Below are 15,032 nucleotides of genomic sequence, written 5' to 3'. Positions count from 1 at the left end.
GCCCATGCGGCTGTCTTCCGGGTGGCCTGCTATACCGTCAATGACCCGGCGCGCGCGACAGAGCTGCTGAGCTGGGGGCTGGACGCACTGATTACCGACGCGGTCGACCTGATCGCGCCGCGTCAGGACTAGCCCGCCCGGCGGTGCTGGCGCGGCCCGTTCATGCAGGCTGCGCCAAGGCGTCGCGCACCGCATCGTCCACGCTCCAGCCGCGCCATATTTCCTCGGGCAGGGCTGGGTTGCGCGCATGCGTCAGCAGGTCGCGCACCTCGTCCTTGACCCGCGCGAGCCGCAGCGGCATGCCGTGGGCCTTCGCGAACACCGCCAGTTCGCCCAGGGCTTCAAGGGCGGTGCCGTCGAGGTCCGACGATTCTTCCAGGCTGAGTATCAGGCCGTACTGGGGATGCTCGCGCGCCAGCGCCTGGCGCACGGTGCCCAGCACGCTATCGATGTTGCCGAAGAACAGCGGTACCTCCGGGCGCGCGATCAGCAGTCCCTTGGGTGCGGTGGCCTCGGGGTGGCGCGCCGTGTCGACGAAGTCGTGGCTATCGGCCCACCGCCCCAGCCAGCTCACCTGCGGGCGCGACAAGCGCTGCAGCAGCATCGCCAGGCTGACCCCGATCGCCAGCAGCAGCCCATGCAGCACGCCCAGCAACAGCACGCCGGCAAAGGCGGTCACCGCGACCAGGCGGTCGCGCCGCCAGTCGAAATAGGGCTTGAGGCTGCCCGGGTTGAGGCTGTGCCCGACCGCGCGGATCACGATGGCCGCAAGTACCGGTTCGGGCGTGTGCGAAATCCAGGGGAGCAGGGTGCATACCGCGGCAAAGACCACGGCACCCGCGATCAAGCCGGCACGGCGGCTTTGCGGGCCGGCTGCTTCGTTAGCCGAGGTGGCGGAAAAGCCCGCGCCCACCGGCATGCCCTGGAACAGCCCCGAAGCAAGGTTGGCCAGCCCCAGCGCCGCCAGGTCCCGGTTGGGCGAGACGATGTCGCCGTGGCGCATGGCAAAGGTGCGGATCGAGCCGTAGCTCTCGGCGTACAGGATCAGGGCCAGCGCGGCGGCCAGTTCGCCCACCCGCATCCAGTCGGCCGTGCTCAGGTCCGGCACCCGTGGCGCCGAGAACTGCAGGGCGATGTTGCCGACGGCAGCCACGCCATGTGCCTGGGTCCAGCCGCTGAGGTCGAGCACGATGCCAGCGGCGATGACCAGCAGCGCGCCCGGCATGGCGCGCCAGCGCGCGAACAGGTGCAGCAGCGCCAGCGCAACCAGTGCCACCGCCGCGCCAGCCAGGTTCCAGTGGCGCCAGCTGGCAAGCAGTTCCCAGGCCAGGCGCAGGAAGTCGCCGTGCGCCGGATGCACATCCAGGACCTTCGGGCATTGCTTGAGCACGATGGTCAGCGCCAATCCCAGCGCGAAGCCGCGCAGCACCGGCTTGGCGATCAGGTTGGAGATCGCCCCCAGGTGCGCCAGCGACGCCAGCAGGAACAGCACCCCCGCCAGCAGGATCACGGCGGCGCCGAGCGCGATGCGCAGTCCGGCGTCGCCCTCGGCGGCAGCCGTGGTGGCTGCCAGCAGCACCGCGGCAGACGACGAGGTGGCCGAAACGATCGCAAAGCGGCTGCTGCCAAGCAGGCCGTAGACCAGCAGGCCCGCGAACAGCGCGATCACGCCGGCTTGCGGCGGCAGCCCGGCAATGCCGGAATAGGCTACGGCCTCGGGCAGCAGCAGGCCGGCGATGGCCAGGCCGGCCACCAGGTCCGCGCGCCATGTGGCGGAAGCGGCGCTTGGTGCCGCGGCGTCGGCGGTGGGGGCGGGCATCATTGACGGGGCCGGGCGCTGGCCCGTGGCGGGTGTGGCAAGAGGTGCACGGATCGCTCCTTTGGTTTCCGGCTCCATGCTATCGAACGCATGGGTTTCGTCATCTGCCTCGGGAGGCGGTCTTGGCCGCTTCGCAACACTGCGGAGCGGCCCGCCCGCGTTACGGCAAAATTCCCTCGGCTCACGTGGCAAACGTGCTATTCTTATGCGAGTGAAGACTTAGGTCCTTCCACGCACAACTGACCCTTTCAGGGCGACTGAACAGATCGGCACCCGCTGCGGTGCCGTTTGCATAATGATGCATTTAATGTGTTTCAGTTGCTGCCCAGAAAGAGTTGTTTGCAATCCGCTAACCGGTCAAGCCGTGTCGCGGAAGGTTGATGAACCCGCTTTATTCCGGCATTCCCGGATAATAGTGAGCGCCCCATGATGCAGCAGTATCAGAGCAATTCGTACCTCTTCGGCGGCAATGCCCCCTATGTAGAAGAGCTGTACGAGGCCTACCTCGAAAATCCCTCCTCGGTTCCCGATAACTGGCGCGCGTACTTCGACGCGATGCAGAACGTGCCGGCTGTCGATGGCTCCAACGCCCGCGATATTCCCCACGCTCCCATCGTCGCCTCGTTCGCAGAGCGCGCCAAGGCGGGCCCGATCAAGACTATTGTTGCCTCGGCCGACTCCGATATGGGGCGCAAACGCGTCGCTGCCACGCAGCTGATCGCCGCTTACCGCAACATCGGTTCGCATTGGGCAGACCTGGATCCGCTCAAGCGCCAGGAACGTCCGCCCCTGCCGGACCTCGACCCCGCGTTCTACGGCTTCTCCGAAAGCGATCTCGATATCGTCTTCAACGCCAGCAATACGTATTTCGGCAAGGAATCGATGAGCCTGCGCGAGCTGCTCAACAACCTGCGCGAAACGTACTGCAGCAGCATCGGCGCCGAGTTCATGTACATCAGCGACCAGGCGCAAAAGCGCTGGTGGCAAGAGCGCCTGGAAACCACGCGTTCCAAGCCGGTGTTCACCCTCGAAAAGAAGAAGCACGTGCTCGACCGCCTKACCGCGGCCGAAGGCCTGGAGCGCTTCCTCCACACCAAGTACGTTGGCCAGAAGCGCTTCTCGCTGGAAGGCGGCGAGAGCTTCATCGCTGCCATGGACGAACTGATCCAGCACAGCGGCAGCAAGGGCGTGYAGGAAATCGTGATCGGCATGGCCCACCGCGGCCGCCTGAACGTGCTGGTCAATACGCTGGGCAAGATGCCGGCTGACCTGTTCGCCGAGTTCGAAGGCAAGCACGTCGATGACCTGCCGGCCGGCGACGTGAAGTACCACAAGGGCTTCTCCAGCGACGTTTCCACCGAAGGCGGCCCGGTTCACCTGTCGCTCGCCTTCAACCCGTCCCACCTGGAAATCGTCAACCCGGTCGTCGAAGGCTCGGTCAAGGCCCGCCAGGAACGCCGCGGCGAACCCGCAGGCCATGCGGAAGTGCTGCCGGTGCAAGTGCACGGCGACGCGGCATTCGCAGGCCAGGGCGTGGTGATGGAAACGCTGAACCTGGCGCAGACCCGCGGCTACGGCACGGGCGGCACGATGCACATCGTGATCAACAACCAGATCGGCTTCACCACCTCGGACCCGCGCGACTCGCGTTCCACGCTGTATTGCACCGACGTCGTCAAGATGATCGAGGCACCGGTGCTGCACGTCAACGGCGACGATCCCGAAGCCGTGGTGTTCGCCATGCAGCTGGCCGTGGACTTCCGCATGGAGTTCAAGAAGGATGTCGTGGTCGACATCATCTGCTTCCGCAAGCTGGGCCACAACGAGCAGGACACGCCGGCCGTTACCCAGCCGCTGATGTACAAGAAGATCGCCCAGCACCCGGGCACGCGCAAGCTGTACGCTGACAAGCTGACCGCGCAGAACCTGGTGGCTGCCGACTTCGGCGACCAGTTGGTCAAGGAATACCGTGCCGCGATGGACGCGGGCAAGCACACCGTCGACCCCGTCCTGTCGAACTTCAAGAACAAGTTCGCCGTGGACTGGATGCCGTTCCTGAACCGCAAGTGGACCGACGCCGCCGACACCGCCGTGCCGGTGACCGAGCTCAAGCGCCTGGCCGAACGCATCACCGCCATCCCCGAACACCTCAAGCTGCATCCGCTGGTCGAGAAGGTGGTGAAGGATCGCGCCAACATGGGTCGCGGCGACCAGCCGCTGGACTGGGGCATGGGCGAGCATCTGGCCTTCGCCTCGCTGGTGGCTTCGGGCTACCCGGTGCGCATCACTGGCCAGGACGCCGGCCGTGGCACCTTTACCCACCGCCACTCGGTGCTGCACGACCAGAACCGCGAGCGTTGGGATGCAGGCAGCTACGTGCCCCTGCAGAACGTGTCCGAGAACCAGGCACCGTTCACGGTGATCGACTCGGTGCTGTCGGAAGAGGCTGTGCTCGGTTTCGAATACGGCTTCTCCACCGCTGAGCCGAACGCGCTCGTGATCTGGGAAGCCCAGTTCGGCGACTTCGTCAACGGCGCCCAGGTGGTGATCGACCAGTTCATCTCCTCCGGCGAAGTGAAGTGGGGCCGCGCCTCGGGCCTGACCCTGATGCTGCCGCACGGCTACGAAGGCCAGGGCCCGGAACACAGCTCGGCGCGCATCGAGCGCTTCCTGCAGCTGTGCGCGGACCACAACATGCAAGTCTGCCAGCCGACCACCCCGGCTCAGATCTTCCACCTGCTGCGCCGCCAGATGATCCGTCTGTTCCGCAAGCCGCTGGTGATCATGACGCCGAAGTCGCTGCTGCGTAACAAGGAAGCGGTCTCGCCGCTGTCCGACCTGGCCAAGGGTCACTTCGAGACGGTCATCCCCGATCACGAAGAGCTGAACGCCAGCAAGGTCAAGCGCGTGATCATGTGCTCGGGCAAGGTCTACTACGACCTGGTCAATACCCGCAAGGAACGCGGCGCGACCGACACGGCCGTCATCCGCATGGAACAGCTGTATCCGTTCCCGCACAAGGCAGTGGCAGCCGAGCTGAAGAAGTACCCGAACGCCAACGAAATCGTGTGGTGCCAGGACGAGCCGCAGAACCAGGGTGCCTGGTTCTTCGTCCAGCACTTCATCATGGAGAACATGGCGGAAGGCCAGAAGCTCGGTTACGCGGGTCGTCCCGCCTCGGCATCGCCGGCGGTGGGCTACTACGCCAAGCACAACGAGCAACAAAAGGCGCTGCTGGATGCGGCGTTCTCCAAGCTCAAGGGCTTTGTCCTGACCAAATGATCGTGGCCAGCATGGCGGCGCGCGCGAAGAGCGCGCACCGCCATGTTTTTTGCCACCTGCCTTAAGCAAAAACGAATACATCAAGGAAATTCCAACCATGGCTATTGTTGACGTCAAGGTTCCGCAACTCTCTGAATCGGTTGCAGAAGCAACCATGCTGAACTGGAAGAAGAAGCCGGGCGAAGCCGTTGCCCAAGACGAAATCCTGATTGAAATCGAGACCGACAAAGTCGTGCTCGAAGTGCCGGCCCCGTCGGCTGGCGTGCTGTCGCAGATCATCCGCAACGACGGCGACACCGTGGTTGCCGACGAAGTGATCGCCAAGATCGACACCGAAGCCACCGCTGGCGCCGTCGCTCCCGCCGCTGCCGCACCCGCACCCGCTGCCGCCGCCCCGGCCGCCGCAGCCGCTCCGGCAGCAGCCGGCGCCGTGGCAATGCCTTCGGCAGCCAAGCTGATGGCCGAAGGCGGCCTGTCCGCCGGCCAGGTTGCAGGCACGGGCAAGGATGGCCGCATCACCAAGGGCGACGTGCTGGCCGCGACTGCCGCGCCCGCTCCCGCGCCGGCCGCCAAGGCAGCACCGGCTCCGGCCGCTGCCAAGCCGGCGCTGCAGCAGGTTTCCGCCCCGGTGGACTTTGCCGCCCTGGGCGACCGCCCGGAAGAGCGCGTGCCGATGAGCCGCCTGCGCGCCCGTATCGCCGAGCGCCTGCTGCAATCGCAAAGCACCAACGCCATCCTCACCACCTTCAATGAAGTGAACATGAAGCCGGTGATGGACCTGCGCAACAAGTACAAGGACCGCTTCGAGAAGGAGCACGGCGTGAAGCTGGGCTTCATGTCCTTCTTCGTCAAGGCCGCGGTCCACGCGCTGAAGAAGTTCCCGCTGATCAACGCCTCGATCGACGGCAACGACATCGTCTACCACGGCTACTTCGACATCGGTATCGCCGTGGGCTCGCCGCGTGGCCTGGTGGTGCCTATCCTGCGCAACGCCGACCAGATGAGCCTGGCCGAGATCGAGAAGAAGATCGCTGAATTCGGCGCTAAGGCCCGCGACGGCAAGCTGTCGCTGGAAGAACTGACCGGTGGTACGTTCTCGATCTCCAATGGCGGTACCTTCGGCTCGATGCTGTCGACGCCGATCATCAACCCGCCGCAATCCGCGATCCTGGGCGTGCACGCCACCAAGGACCGCCCGGTGGTGGAAGACGGCCAGATCGTGATCCGTCCGATGAACTACCTGGCCATGTCCTACGACCACCGCATCATCGACGGCCGCGAAGCCGTCCTGGGCCTGGTCGCCATGAAGGACGCGCTGGAAGATCCGGCACGCCTGCTGCTGGACCTGTAATCATCTGCAAAGCCTGAGGTCTTGCCCGCGTTTCTCCCGCCGTGTCCGTCATCGGGCGCGGCGCTGGCGGGCATGACGGACCGAAGAGTTGAAAGCGGCCCGGCGGGCGACGTTGCCCCGCCGTGGCTGCAAAAGGAATCTCCATGAGCAAACAATTCGACGTGCTGGTGATCGGTGCCGGCCCCGGCGGCTACATTGCCGCCATTCGTGCCGGCCAGCTGGGCCTGAATGTGGCCTGCTGCGAAGGCAATGCCTACGACGATCCCAAGGACGAACCGCGCCTGGGCGGCACCTGCCTGAACGTGGGTTGCATCCCCTCCAAGGCACTGCTGGCATCCTCGGAAGAATTCGAGAACGTACAGCATCACCTGGGCGACCACGGCATCACGGTTGGCGATGTCAAGGTCGACGTGGCCAAGATGCTCAAGCGCAAGGACGATATCGTCGGCAAGATGACCAAGGGCATCGAGTTCCTGTTCCGCAAGAACAAGGTCACGCTGCTCAAGGGCTACGGCAAGTTCGTCGGCAAGACCGCCGAGGGCTTCCAGGTCGAGGTCGCCGGCAAGGCAGGTACCGAAGTCGTGACGGCCAAGCAGGTCATCGTCGCTACGGGCTCCAAGGCGCGTCACCTGCCGGGCGTCGCGGTGGACAACGTGCTGGTCAGCGATAACGAAGGCGCGCTCAAGTTCGCCGGCGTGCCGAAGAAGCTGGGCGTGATCGGCGCTGGCGTGATCGGCCTCGAGCTGGGTTCCGTGTGGCGCCGCCTGGGTGCTGAAGTGACCGTGCTGGAAGCGCTGCCGTCGTTCCTGGGCGCCGCCGACGAAGGCGTGGCCAAGGAAGCGCAGAAGCTGCTGACCAAGCAAGGCCTGAAGTTCAGCCTGGGCGTGACGGTCAATGAGGTCAAGACGGGCAAGGACAACGTCACCGTCAGCTACACCGACAAGGACGGCGCTGCCMAGACCCTGGAAGTCGATCGCCTGATCGTGTCGGTTGGCCGCGTGCCCAACACCGACAACCTCGGCCTCGACGCCATCGGCCTGGCGGCCGACCAGCGCGGCTTCATCGAGGTGGACGACCACTGCGCGACCAAGGTGCCGGGCCTGTGGGCCATCGGCGACGTGGTGCGCGGCCCGATGCTGGCCCACAAGGCAGAGGACGAAGGCGTGGCGGTTGCCGAGCGCATCGCCGGCCAGAAGCCGCATATTGACTACAACTGCATTCCGTGGGTGATCTACACCTTCCCGGAAATCGCATGGGTGGGCAAGACCGAGCAGCAGCTCAAGGCCGAAGGCCGCGAGTACAAGTCCGGCCAGTTCCCGTTCATGGCCAACGGCCGTGCGCTGGGCATGGGTCATTCGGATGGCTTCGTCAAGATGCTGGCCGATGCCAAGACCGATGAGATCCTGGGCGTGCACGTGGTTGCTGCGAATGCCTCGGACCTGATCGCCGAAGCCGTGGTGGCGATGGAGTTCAAGGCCGCCAGCGAAGACATCGGCCGGACCTGCCATCCGCATCCGTCGATGTCGGAAGTCATGCGCGAAGCCGCACTGGCTGTCGACAAGCGCCAGCTCAATATGTAAGGCAGTAGCCCGAGTATTGTTCAGTACCGGCGCGCCGCTCCAGCGGCGCGCCGTTTTCGCTTTCGGGGCGGCAGGGGCGGTTTGCCCTGTCACGCGCCCCGATCCTCATTCAAGCCGGCGCCCGCCCGGCATCCAGCGCAAGCAGTCAGCATGAACGTCCGTGAGTACTACGAGCAGGAACTGAAGCAACGTGGCTACACCACCGACCCCGCGCAGTTGCGCGCCGTCGAGCGCCTGCAGCAATGCTACGACGAGTGGGTGGCCTACAAGAGCCGGCGCAACAGCACGTTGAAAAAGCTGCTGGTGCACCCGGACGTGCCCAAGGGCGTGTACCTGTGGGGCGGGGTAGGGCGCGGCAAGTCCTTCCTGATGGACAGTTTCTATACCTGCGTGCCAGTGGTGCGCAAGACGCGGCTGCATTTCCACGAATTCATGCGCGAGGTGCATCGCCAGCTCGAAGAGTTGCGCGGGCGCCCGGATCCGCTGGACGAACTGGCCAAGCGCATCGCGCGACGGTTCCGCCTGATCTGCTTCGATGAGTTCCACGTCAGCGACGTGGCCGATGCGATGATCCTGCACCGCCTGCTGCAGCAGATGTTCGAGAACGGCGTGCAGTTCGTGATGACGTCGAACTACCGGCCGGACCTGCTGTACCCGGACGGCTTGCACCGGGATCGCGTGTTGCCGGCCATCGCGCTGCTGCAGGAGAAGCTCGACGTGCTCAATGTCGATGCCGGCATCGACTACCGCAAGCGCGCGCTGGAGCAGGTAGAGGCGTATCACACGCCGCTGGGACCCGAGGCCAGCTCGGCCCTGCGCCATGCCTTCACCGGCATTGCCGGCGTGGCCGACGAATCCCCCATCCTGCATATCGAGCACCGCGAACTGCGCGCGCTACGCAAGGCGGGCGGGGTGGTCTGGTTCGATTTCAATACGCTGTGCGGCGGCCCGCGCTCGCAGAACGACTATCTGGAGCTGGCCACCGAGTTCCACACGGTGATCCTCTCCGACGTGCCCAGGATGACGCCGCGCATGTCGTCGGAGGCACGCCGTTTCACCTGGCTGATCGACGTGTTCTACGACCACAAGGTCAAGTTGCTGATCTCGGCGGAAGTGCCGGCGGATGAACTCTACACCGAGGGCCAGATGGCCAACGAGTTCAGCCGCACGGTGTCGCRCATTATCGAGATGCAGTCGCGTGAATACCTGGAAGCGCCACGCCGCACGGTCGACACCTCGCTGACCTGACGCCCTGCGCAAGCGGCGCGCAGGGCGCCGTCTGGCCACCCGCTTGATCTGCATCAAAGCGGCTTGCCGCCGGGACTCTTACCATGCAGTTGGTAAAAAAGAGTCCCGATGCCGATTTCCCCAGCCCCAGCCTATCCTGTCCTGCCCGATCCGCCGCTTGCCCGCGCAAGCGGTGCGCCCGCGGCCGCCGGGCGCGCGGGCTGCTTCCACTGCGGACAGCCGCTCGTGGCCGGCGAGCCGCCCTTGCATGCCAGCATCAACGGTGAGGAACAGGCGTTTTGCTGCGGTGGCTGCCAGGCGCTGGCGCAGACACTGCACGCAGCCGGGTTCGGCCATCTCTATGGCGACCAGGCCCGCTTTGCCCGGCCGATCGACGACGCGGCGCGGCGCGAGGCCGAGCCTGTGTGGGCCGCCTACGACACCGAGGAGTTACGGGCACAGTTCGTGCGCCCGCTGGACGAACGCCGGGCCGAGATCACGCTGGCGCCKGAGAACATCCGCTGCGCCGCCTGCGCCTGGCTGATCGAGCAGCACCTGGGCAGCCTGCCCGGCGTGGAATCGGTGATCGCCAACGTGGCCACGCGCCGCGTGGTGGTGCGCTGGCGCGCGGCCGAGCAGCCGGTCTCCGCCTTGCTCGCCGCGCTGGCGGGGATCGGCTACCTGGCCTGGCCGTTCGAGGTTTCGCGCTCGGACCGGCAAGACCGCCAYGCGCGCCGTGGGCTGCTGATGCGCATGGCGGTGGCCATGCTCGGCATGATGCAGGTGATGATGTACGCATGGCCCATCTATACCCATGAAGCCACCATCGATCCCGGCCAGTTGCAGTTGATGCGCTGGGCCAGCCTGGTGCTGACCTTGCCCGTGGTGCTGTACTCGGCCTCGCCGATCTTCACCGGGGCGTGGCGCGGGCTGCGGCAGCGCCACCTGGGCATGGATGTGCCGGTGGCGCTGGGCGTGGGCGCGGGCTTTTTCGCCAGCACCGTGGCGACGCTGCGCGGCACCGGCGAGGTGTACTTCGATTCCGTCACCATGTTTGTGGCGTTCCTGCTGCTGGCGCGCTACCTGGAACTGCGCGTGCGCCAGGCATCGCGCAGTGGTGCCGAGATGCTGGCGCGGCAGTTGCCCGCCACCTGCGAGCGCCTGCGTGCCGAGGGCGGCGCGGGCGAGCGGGTGCCGGTGGCACGCCTGCGCGCTGGCGACCTGATCCGCGTCAAGGCGGGCGAGGTGGTACCCGCCGATGCCACGGTGATCGCCGGCGCGAGCGAGCTCGATGAATCCATGCTGACTGGCGAGAGCCGGCCGGTGCCGCGCGGCATCGGGGATCCCGTGCTGGCAGGTTGCTTCAACACCGCGAGCCCGCTTGAGCTGCGCGTGGCCAAGGTAKGGGCGGGTACCCGGCTGGCGGAGATCGTCGCCGTGCTGGACCGCGCGCTGGCCGAGAAGCCGCGCCTGGCCACCGTGGCCGACCGCGTGGCGGGCTGGTTCGTCGCCATCCTGCTGGCGCTGGCGGCCGTCACCGGCGCCGCCTGGTGGGCCTGGATCGATCCCGCGCGCGCGTTGCTTGTGACGGTGGCGGTGCTGGTGGTKAGTTGCCCGTGCGCGCTCTCGCTGGCCACCCCGGCGGCGCTGGCCGCGGCCGGGGCCGCGCTGTCGCGCCGCGGCTTGCTGCTCACGCGCGGCCACGCGCTGGAGACCTTGGCCAGCGTCACGGACGTGATGCTCGACAAGACTGGCACGCTCACGCAAGGGCGATTCGCGCTGGTGCGCACGCAGTCCAACGGCGATGCCGATGCCGCCACCTGCCTGCGCCTGGCCGCAGCCGTGGAACGCTCCGGCRAGCACCCGATCGCGCGCGGCATCGTCGAAGCCGCACAGGCGCAAGGCCTTGCGCACGAGACGCTCGCCATCGACGCCATGCGCAATGTGCCGGGGCAGGGCCTTGAAGCCGATGTGGATGGGCAGCGTTACCGCCTTGGCCGCCGCGAGTTCGTGGAGGCGCTGTGCGAGCACGGCAGCGCTGCCGACTGGCACGCCGAACTTGCCGGCAGCGAGCGCCGCGGCGCCACGCTGGTGTGGTTGGGCAGCGCCGCCGGTGCGCTGGCGGTGTTCGAGCTGGCTGATGTGGCGCGCGAGCAATCCGCGCGCTTGCTCAGCGAGTTGCGCGCGCTCGGCGTGACTTGCCATCTCGTCTCGGGCGATACGCCGGCCACCGTCGGCTGGTGGGCCGATCATTTCCAGATCCCGCGCCGCGAGGGCGGCGTCACGCCTGAAGGCAAGCGCGAGTACGTGGCGCGCCTGCAGCGTGGCGGCGCCGTGGTGCTGGCGGTGGGCGACGGCATCAACGACGCGCCGGTGCTGGCTCAGGCGCAAGTCTCGATCGCCATCGGCAGCGGCGCGCCGCTGGCGCAGGCCGGCGCCGACGCGGTGCTGACCCATGGCCGCGTGGCGGAGATCGCGAACGCGCTCAAGATGGCCCGCCGCACCCGCCGTGTGGTACGCCAGAACCTGGCCTGGGCCTTTGCCTATAACGTGATCGCCATCCCGCTGGCGGCAAGCGGCTATGTCACCGCCTGGATGGCGGGCATCGGCATGTCGGTGTCGTCGCTGCTGGTGGTGGCCAACGCCTGGCGCCTGCTGCGCGCCGGCAAGCCTGGAGACTGACGCCATGGACATGCTCTACCTGCTGGTGCCGATGAGCCTGGTGCTGGTCGCGGTGATCGCCGGCGCGCTCTGGTGGGCGCTGCATGCCGGGCAATACGACGACCTCGACCGGCCCGGCGAGGCCATTCTGCTCGACAACGACAAGCCCTGAGTGATCGCGGCAATGCAGCCGTGGCCGTGCGCGGCCGCATTGCCGTGTGTGCGGATGTGAGACGCCATCGCACCTGAGTTCCCATGCTTTCCGGTGCGCTTGACACAGATCAAGACGGTCGGCGCCCGCTTTTCCTACAGTCACAACATCAATTCATGTTTATCCAATCTGGGGGTCTGAATGGCTGTCACCGCCGCGTATTCTCGCGCCGACACCTTCAATTACGGCGTTGTGCGGCAGTTTGCCGTCATGACGGTAGTCTGGGGGATTGTCGGTATGGCCGTAGGCGTTCTGCTCGCGGCACAGTTGATCTGGCCGGAGCTTAATTTCAACACGCCATGGCTGTCGTTCGGACGCTTGCGCCCGCTGCACACCAACGCGGTCATCTTCGCCTTCGGCGGCAGCGCGCTGTTCGCTACTTCGTACTACATCGTGCAGCGCACCTGCCAGGCGCGGCTGTTCTGCGGCCCGCTGGCGGCCTTCACCTTCTGGGGCTGGCAACTGGTGATCGTGGCCGCGGTCATTACGCTGCCGCTGGGCATCACCAGCTCGAAGGAGTACGCCGAGCTCGAATGGCCGATCGACATCCTGATCACGCTGGTCTGGGTGGCTTATGCCATCGTGTTCTTCGGCACCATCATGAAGCGCAAGACCCGCCATATCTACGTGGCCAACTGGTTCTTCGGCGCCTACATCCTGACCATCGCCATCCTGCATCTCGTCAACAATGCCGAGATGCCGGTGGGCATGTGGAAGTCCTACTCGGCTTATGCCGGCGTGCAGGACGCCATGGTGCAGTGGTGGTACGGCCATAACGCGGTGGGCTTCTTCCTGACCACCAGCTTCCTGGGCATGATGTACTACTTCATCCCCAAGCAGGCCGGCCGCCCGATCTATTCCTACCGCCTGTCGATCGTTCACTTCTGGGCGCTCAACTTCACCTATATGTGGGCCGGTCCCCACCACTTGCAGTTCACCTCGCTGCCGGACTGGGCGCAGTCGCTCGGCATGGTGTTCTCGCTGATCCTGCTGGCGCCTTCGTGGGGCGGCATGATCAACGGCATCATGACCTTGTCGGGTGCCTGGCACAAGCTGCGCACCGATCCCATCCTCAAGTTCCTGGTGGTGGCGCTGTCGTTCTACGGCATGGCGACCTTCGAGGGCTCGATGATGTCGATCAAGACCGTCAACGCGCTGTCGCACTACACGGACTGGACCATCGGCCACGTGCACTCCGGCGCGCTGGGCTGGGTCGCGATGATCTCGATCGGCTCGCTCTACTACCTGATCCCGCGGCTCTTCGGCGAGAAGGAGATGTACAGCGTGCGCCTGATCGAGCTGCATTTCTGGATCGCCACCATCGGCGTGGTGCTGTACATCGCCTCGATGTGGATCGCCGGTGTGATGGAGGGCCTGATGTGGCGCGCCACCCAGCCCGACGGCACGCTGACCTACGCTTTCGTGGAAGCGGTCAAGGCCAAGTACCCGTTCTACCTGATCCGCTTGCTGGGTGGCTTGTGCTTCCTCTCCGGCATGCTGCTGATGGCATACAACGTGGCCAGGACCATCATCGGCAAGCCTGCCGTGGATGCACTGATCCCGACCAGCGTTTCCGCCTCCGCCCATTGATCATTCCAGGATAGAAACGATGTCCGAAAAACGAAGCTTCTTTACGCACGAGACCCTGGAGAAGAATATCGGGTGGCTGATCCTCTGCACCATCCTGGTGGTCAGCATCGCCGGGCTCGTCCAGATCGTGCCGCTGTTCTTCCAGCACTCCACCACCGAGCCCGACGCGGGGATCAAGCCGTACTCCGCGCTGCGCCTGATGGGCCGCGATATCTATATCCGCGAGGGCTGCGTGGGCTGCCATTCGCAGCAGGTGCGCACGTTGCAGGGCGATGTCGAGCGCTATGGCCATTACTCCACGGCGGGCGAGTCGGTCTACGACCATCCCTTCCTGTGGGGCTCCAAGCGTACTGGTCCCGACCTGGCGCGCGTAGGCGGACGCTACTCCGATGACTGGCAGCGCATCCACTTGCGCAATCCGCGCGACGTGGTGCCCGAATCGGTGATGCCGTCCTACCCGTGGCTGGAGAAAACGCCGTTGCAGACCAATGACGTCCGCGATCGTATGCGTGCGCTGCGCCGTCTTGGCGTGCCGTACACCGACGCCGAGATCGAGCAGGCGCCTGCCACGCTGGCCGGCAAGACCGAGGAAGACGCGATGGTCGCTTACCTGCAGGAGCTTGGCATCGCCAAGCGCAATGTGCGGGTCGATACCGCGGCCGCCGCGCAGCCTGCGGCCACGCCGGCCAAGGAGTAAGCCATGGCAATGCTCACCGCGTTTTCCACCGTGGTCTCGATGGCTGCCTTCATCGCCATCTGCTGGTGGGCCTGGTCGTCCGGGCGCAAGGCGGCCAACCAGGAGTCGGCCATGCTGCCGTTCGCCTTGCCCGACGAGCCGCTGGCCGCATGCCAAGACGCCAGCCCCGATGCCGGCCACCGCGTCGTGCGTCATGCCGGCGGCGCAAACAACACCAAGCAGGAACACTGAGTCATGAGCGACTTCTTCACGGATTTCTGGAGCTACTACATTGCCGCCATCGCGCTGGTCGGCATCGTCTGGTGCGTGTGGCTGCTGTTCTCCCAGCGCAAGGTCACCAAGGTTGTGGGCGCCCCTGAGGACACCGGCCACGTGTGGGACGGCGACCTGCGCGAGCTGAACAACCCGCTGCCACGCTGGTGGATGTGGATGTTCCTGCTGGCATGCATCTTTGGCCTGGGTTACCTGGTGCTGTATCCCGGCCTGGGTTCCTACGCCGGCGTGCTCAAGACCTCCAGCCGGGTTGAGTTGGAGGCGCACCGCCAGGCGGCCGAGCAACTGCAGCGCGAGGTCTATGGCAAGTACATGCAGATGGACGTCAAGCAGGTGGCGGC

At 65.9% G+C, this 15,032-nt stretch carries 11 protein-coding genes and 1 pseudogene; 11 read left to right on the top strand and 1 reads right to left on the bottom strand.

Annotated elements, in window-relative coordinates:
- Positions 1–132: glycerophosphodiester phosphodiesterase family protein (locus AC1DS3_RS23525; RefSeq protein ID WP_477128058.1), on the top strand; the 132-nt coding region annotated here is incomplete at its 5' end.
- Positions 133–160: 28 nt separating this feature from the next.
- Here the strand turns inward: AC1DS3_RS23525 and AC1DS3_RS23520 are convergent.
- Entirely contained in the window at positions 161–1,822 is a 1,662-nt protein-coding gene (locus AC1DS3_RS23520) for a SulP family inorganic anion transporter (protein ID WP_477128057.1), read from the bottom strand.
- A gap of 423 nt (positions 1,823–2,245) precedes the next feature.
- Between AC1DS3_RS23520 and AC1DS3_RS23515 the strand changes: the two genes are divergently transcribed.
- The 10 genes and pseudogenes from AC1DS3_RS23515 to AC1DS3_RS23470 all read left to right on the top strand — a co-directional run.
- A complete protein-coding gene (locus tag AC1DS3_RS23515) occupies positions 2,246–5,101 on the top strand; it encodes a 2-oxoglutarate dehydrogenase E1 component (RefSeq protein WP_477128056.1) in 2,856 nt (951 codons plus the stop codon).
- Positions 5,102–5,198: 97 nt separating this feature from the next.
- Positions 5,199–6,452 carry a 2-oxoglutarate dehydrogenase complex dihydrolipoyllysine-residue succinyltransferase gene (gene odhB, locus AC1DS3_RS23510; RefSeq protein ID WP_441640967.1) on the top strand — a complete coding sequence of 418 codons (1,254 nt, stop codon included), beginning with the start codon at positions 5,199–5,201 and terminating at the stop codon, positions 6,450–6,452.
- Between the two features lie 143 nt (positions 6,453–6,595).
- Positions 6,596–8,032 carry a dihydrolipoyl dehydrogenase gene (gene lpdA / locus AC1DS3_RS23505; RefSeq protein WP_477128055.1) on the top strand — a complete coding sequence of 479 codons (1,437 nt, stop codon included), beginning with the start codon at positions 6,596–6,598 and terminating at the stop codon, positions 8,030–8,032.
- Positions 8,033–8,182: 150 nt separating this feature from the next.
- Entirely contained in the window at positions 8,183–9,280 is a 1,098-nt protein-coding gene (zapE, locus tag AC1DS3_RS23500) for a cell division protein ZapE (RefSeq protein ID WP_477128054.1), read from the top strand.
- A 108-nt stretch (positions 9,281–9,388) separates the two neighbouring features.
- Complete coding sequence (locus AC1DS3_RS23495; protein ID WP_477128053.1) at positions 9,389–11,941, top strand: heavy metal translocating P-type ATPase; 2,553 nt, start codon at positions 9,389–9,391, stop codon at positions 11,939–11,941.
- A 4-nt stretch (positions 11,942–11,945) separates the two neighbouring features.
- Positions 11,946–12,092: a cbb3-type cytochrome oxidase assembly protein CcoS gene (ccoS, locus tag AC1DS3_RS23490; protein ID WP_006162067.1), complete on the top strand. Its 147-nt coding sequence runs from the start codon at positions 11,946–11,948 to the stop codon at positions 12,090–12,092.
- A gap of 180 nt (positions 12,093–12,272) precedes the next feature.
- On the top strand, positions 12,273–13,721 hold the full coding sequence (gene ccoN / locus AC1DS3_RS23485; protein ID WP_043347346.1) for a cytochrome-c oxidase, cbb3-type subunit I: 1,449 nt from the start codon (positions 12,273–12,275) through the stop codon (positions 13,719–13,721).
- Between the two features lie 19 nt (positions 13,722–13,740).
- Positions 13,741–14,418 carry a cytochrome-c oxidase, cbb3-type subunit II gene (gene ccoO / locus AC1DS3_RS23480; protein WP_441641150.1) on the top strand — a complete coding sequence of 226 codons (678 nt, stop codon included), beginning with the start codon at positions 13,741–13,743 and terminating at the stop codon, positions 14,416–14,418.
- A 3-nt stretch (positions 14,419–14,421) separates the two neighbouring features.
- Positions 14,422–14,583: pseudogene (locus AC1DS3_RS23475) on the top strand (cbb3-type cytochrome oxidase subunit 3); the annotation flags it as partial.
- Positions 14,584–14,652: 69 nt separating this feature from the next.
- Positions 14,653–15,032, top strand: a 380-nt coding sequence (locus tag AC1DS3_RS23470) for a cbb3-type cytochrome c oxidase N-terminal domain-containing protein (RefSeq protein ID WP_477128052.1), incomplete at its 3' end; no start/stop codon positions are given.

This window comes from Cupriavidus sp. 01L46 (genome assembly GCF_056399905.1).
Note: the sequence above shows the minus strand (reverse complement) of the source record. Positions and strands in the feature narration are given on the sequence as shown.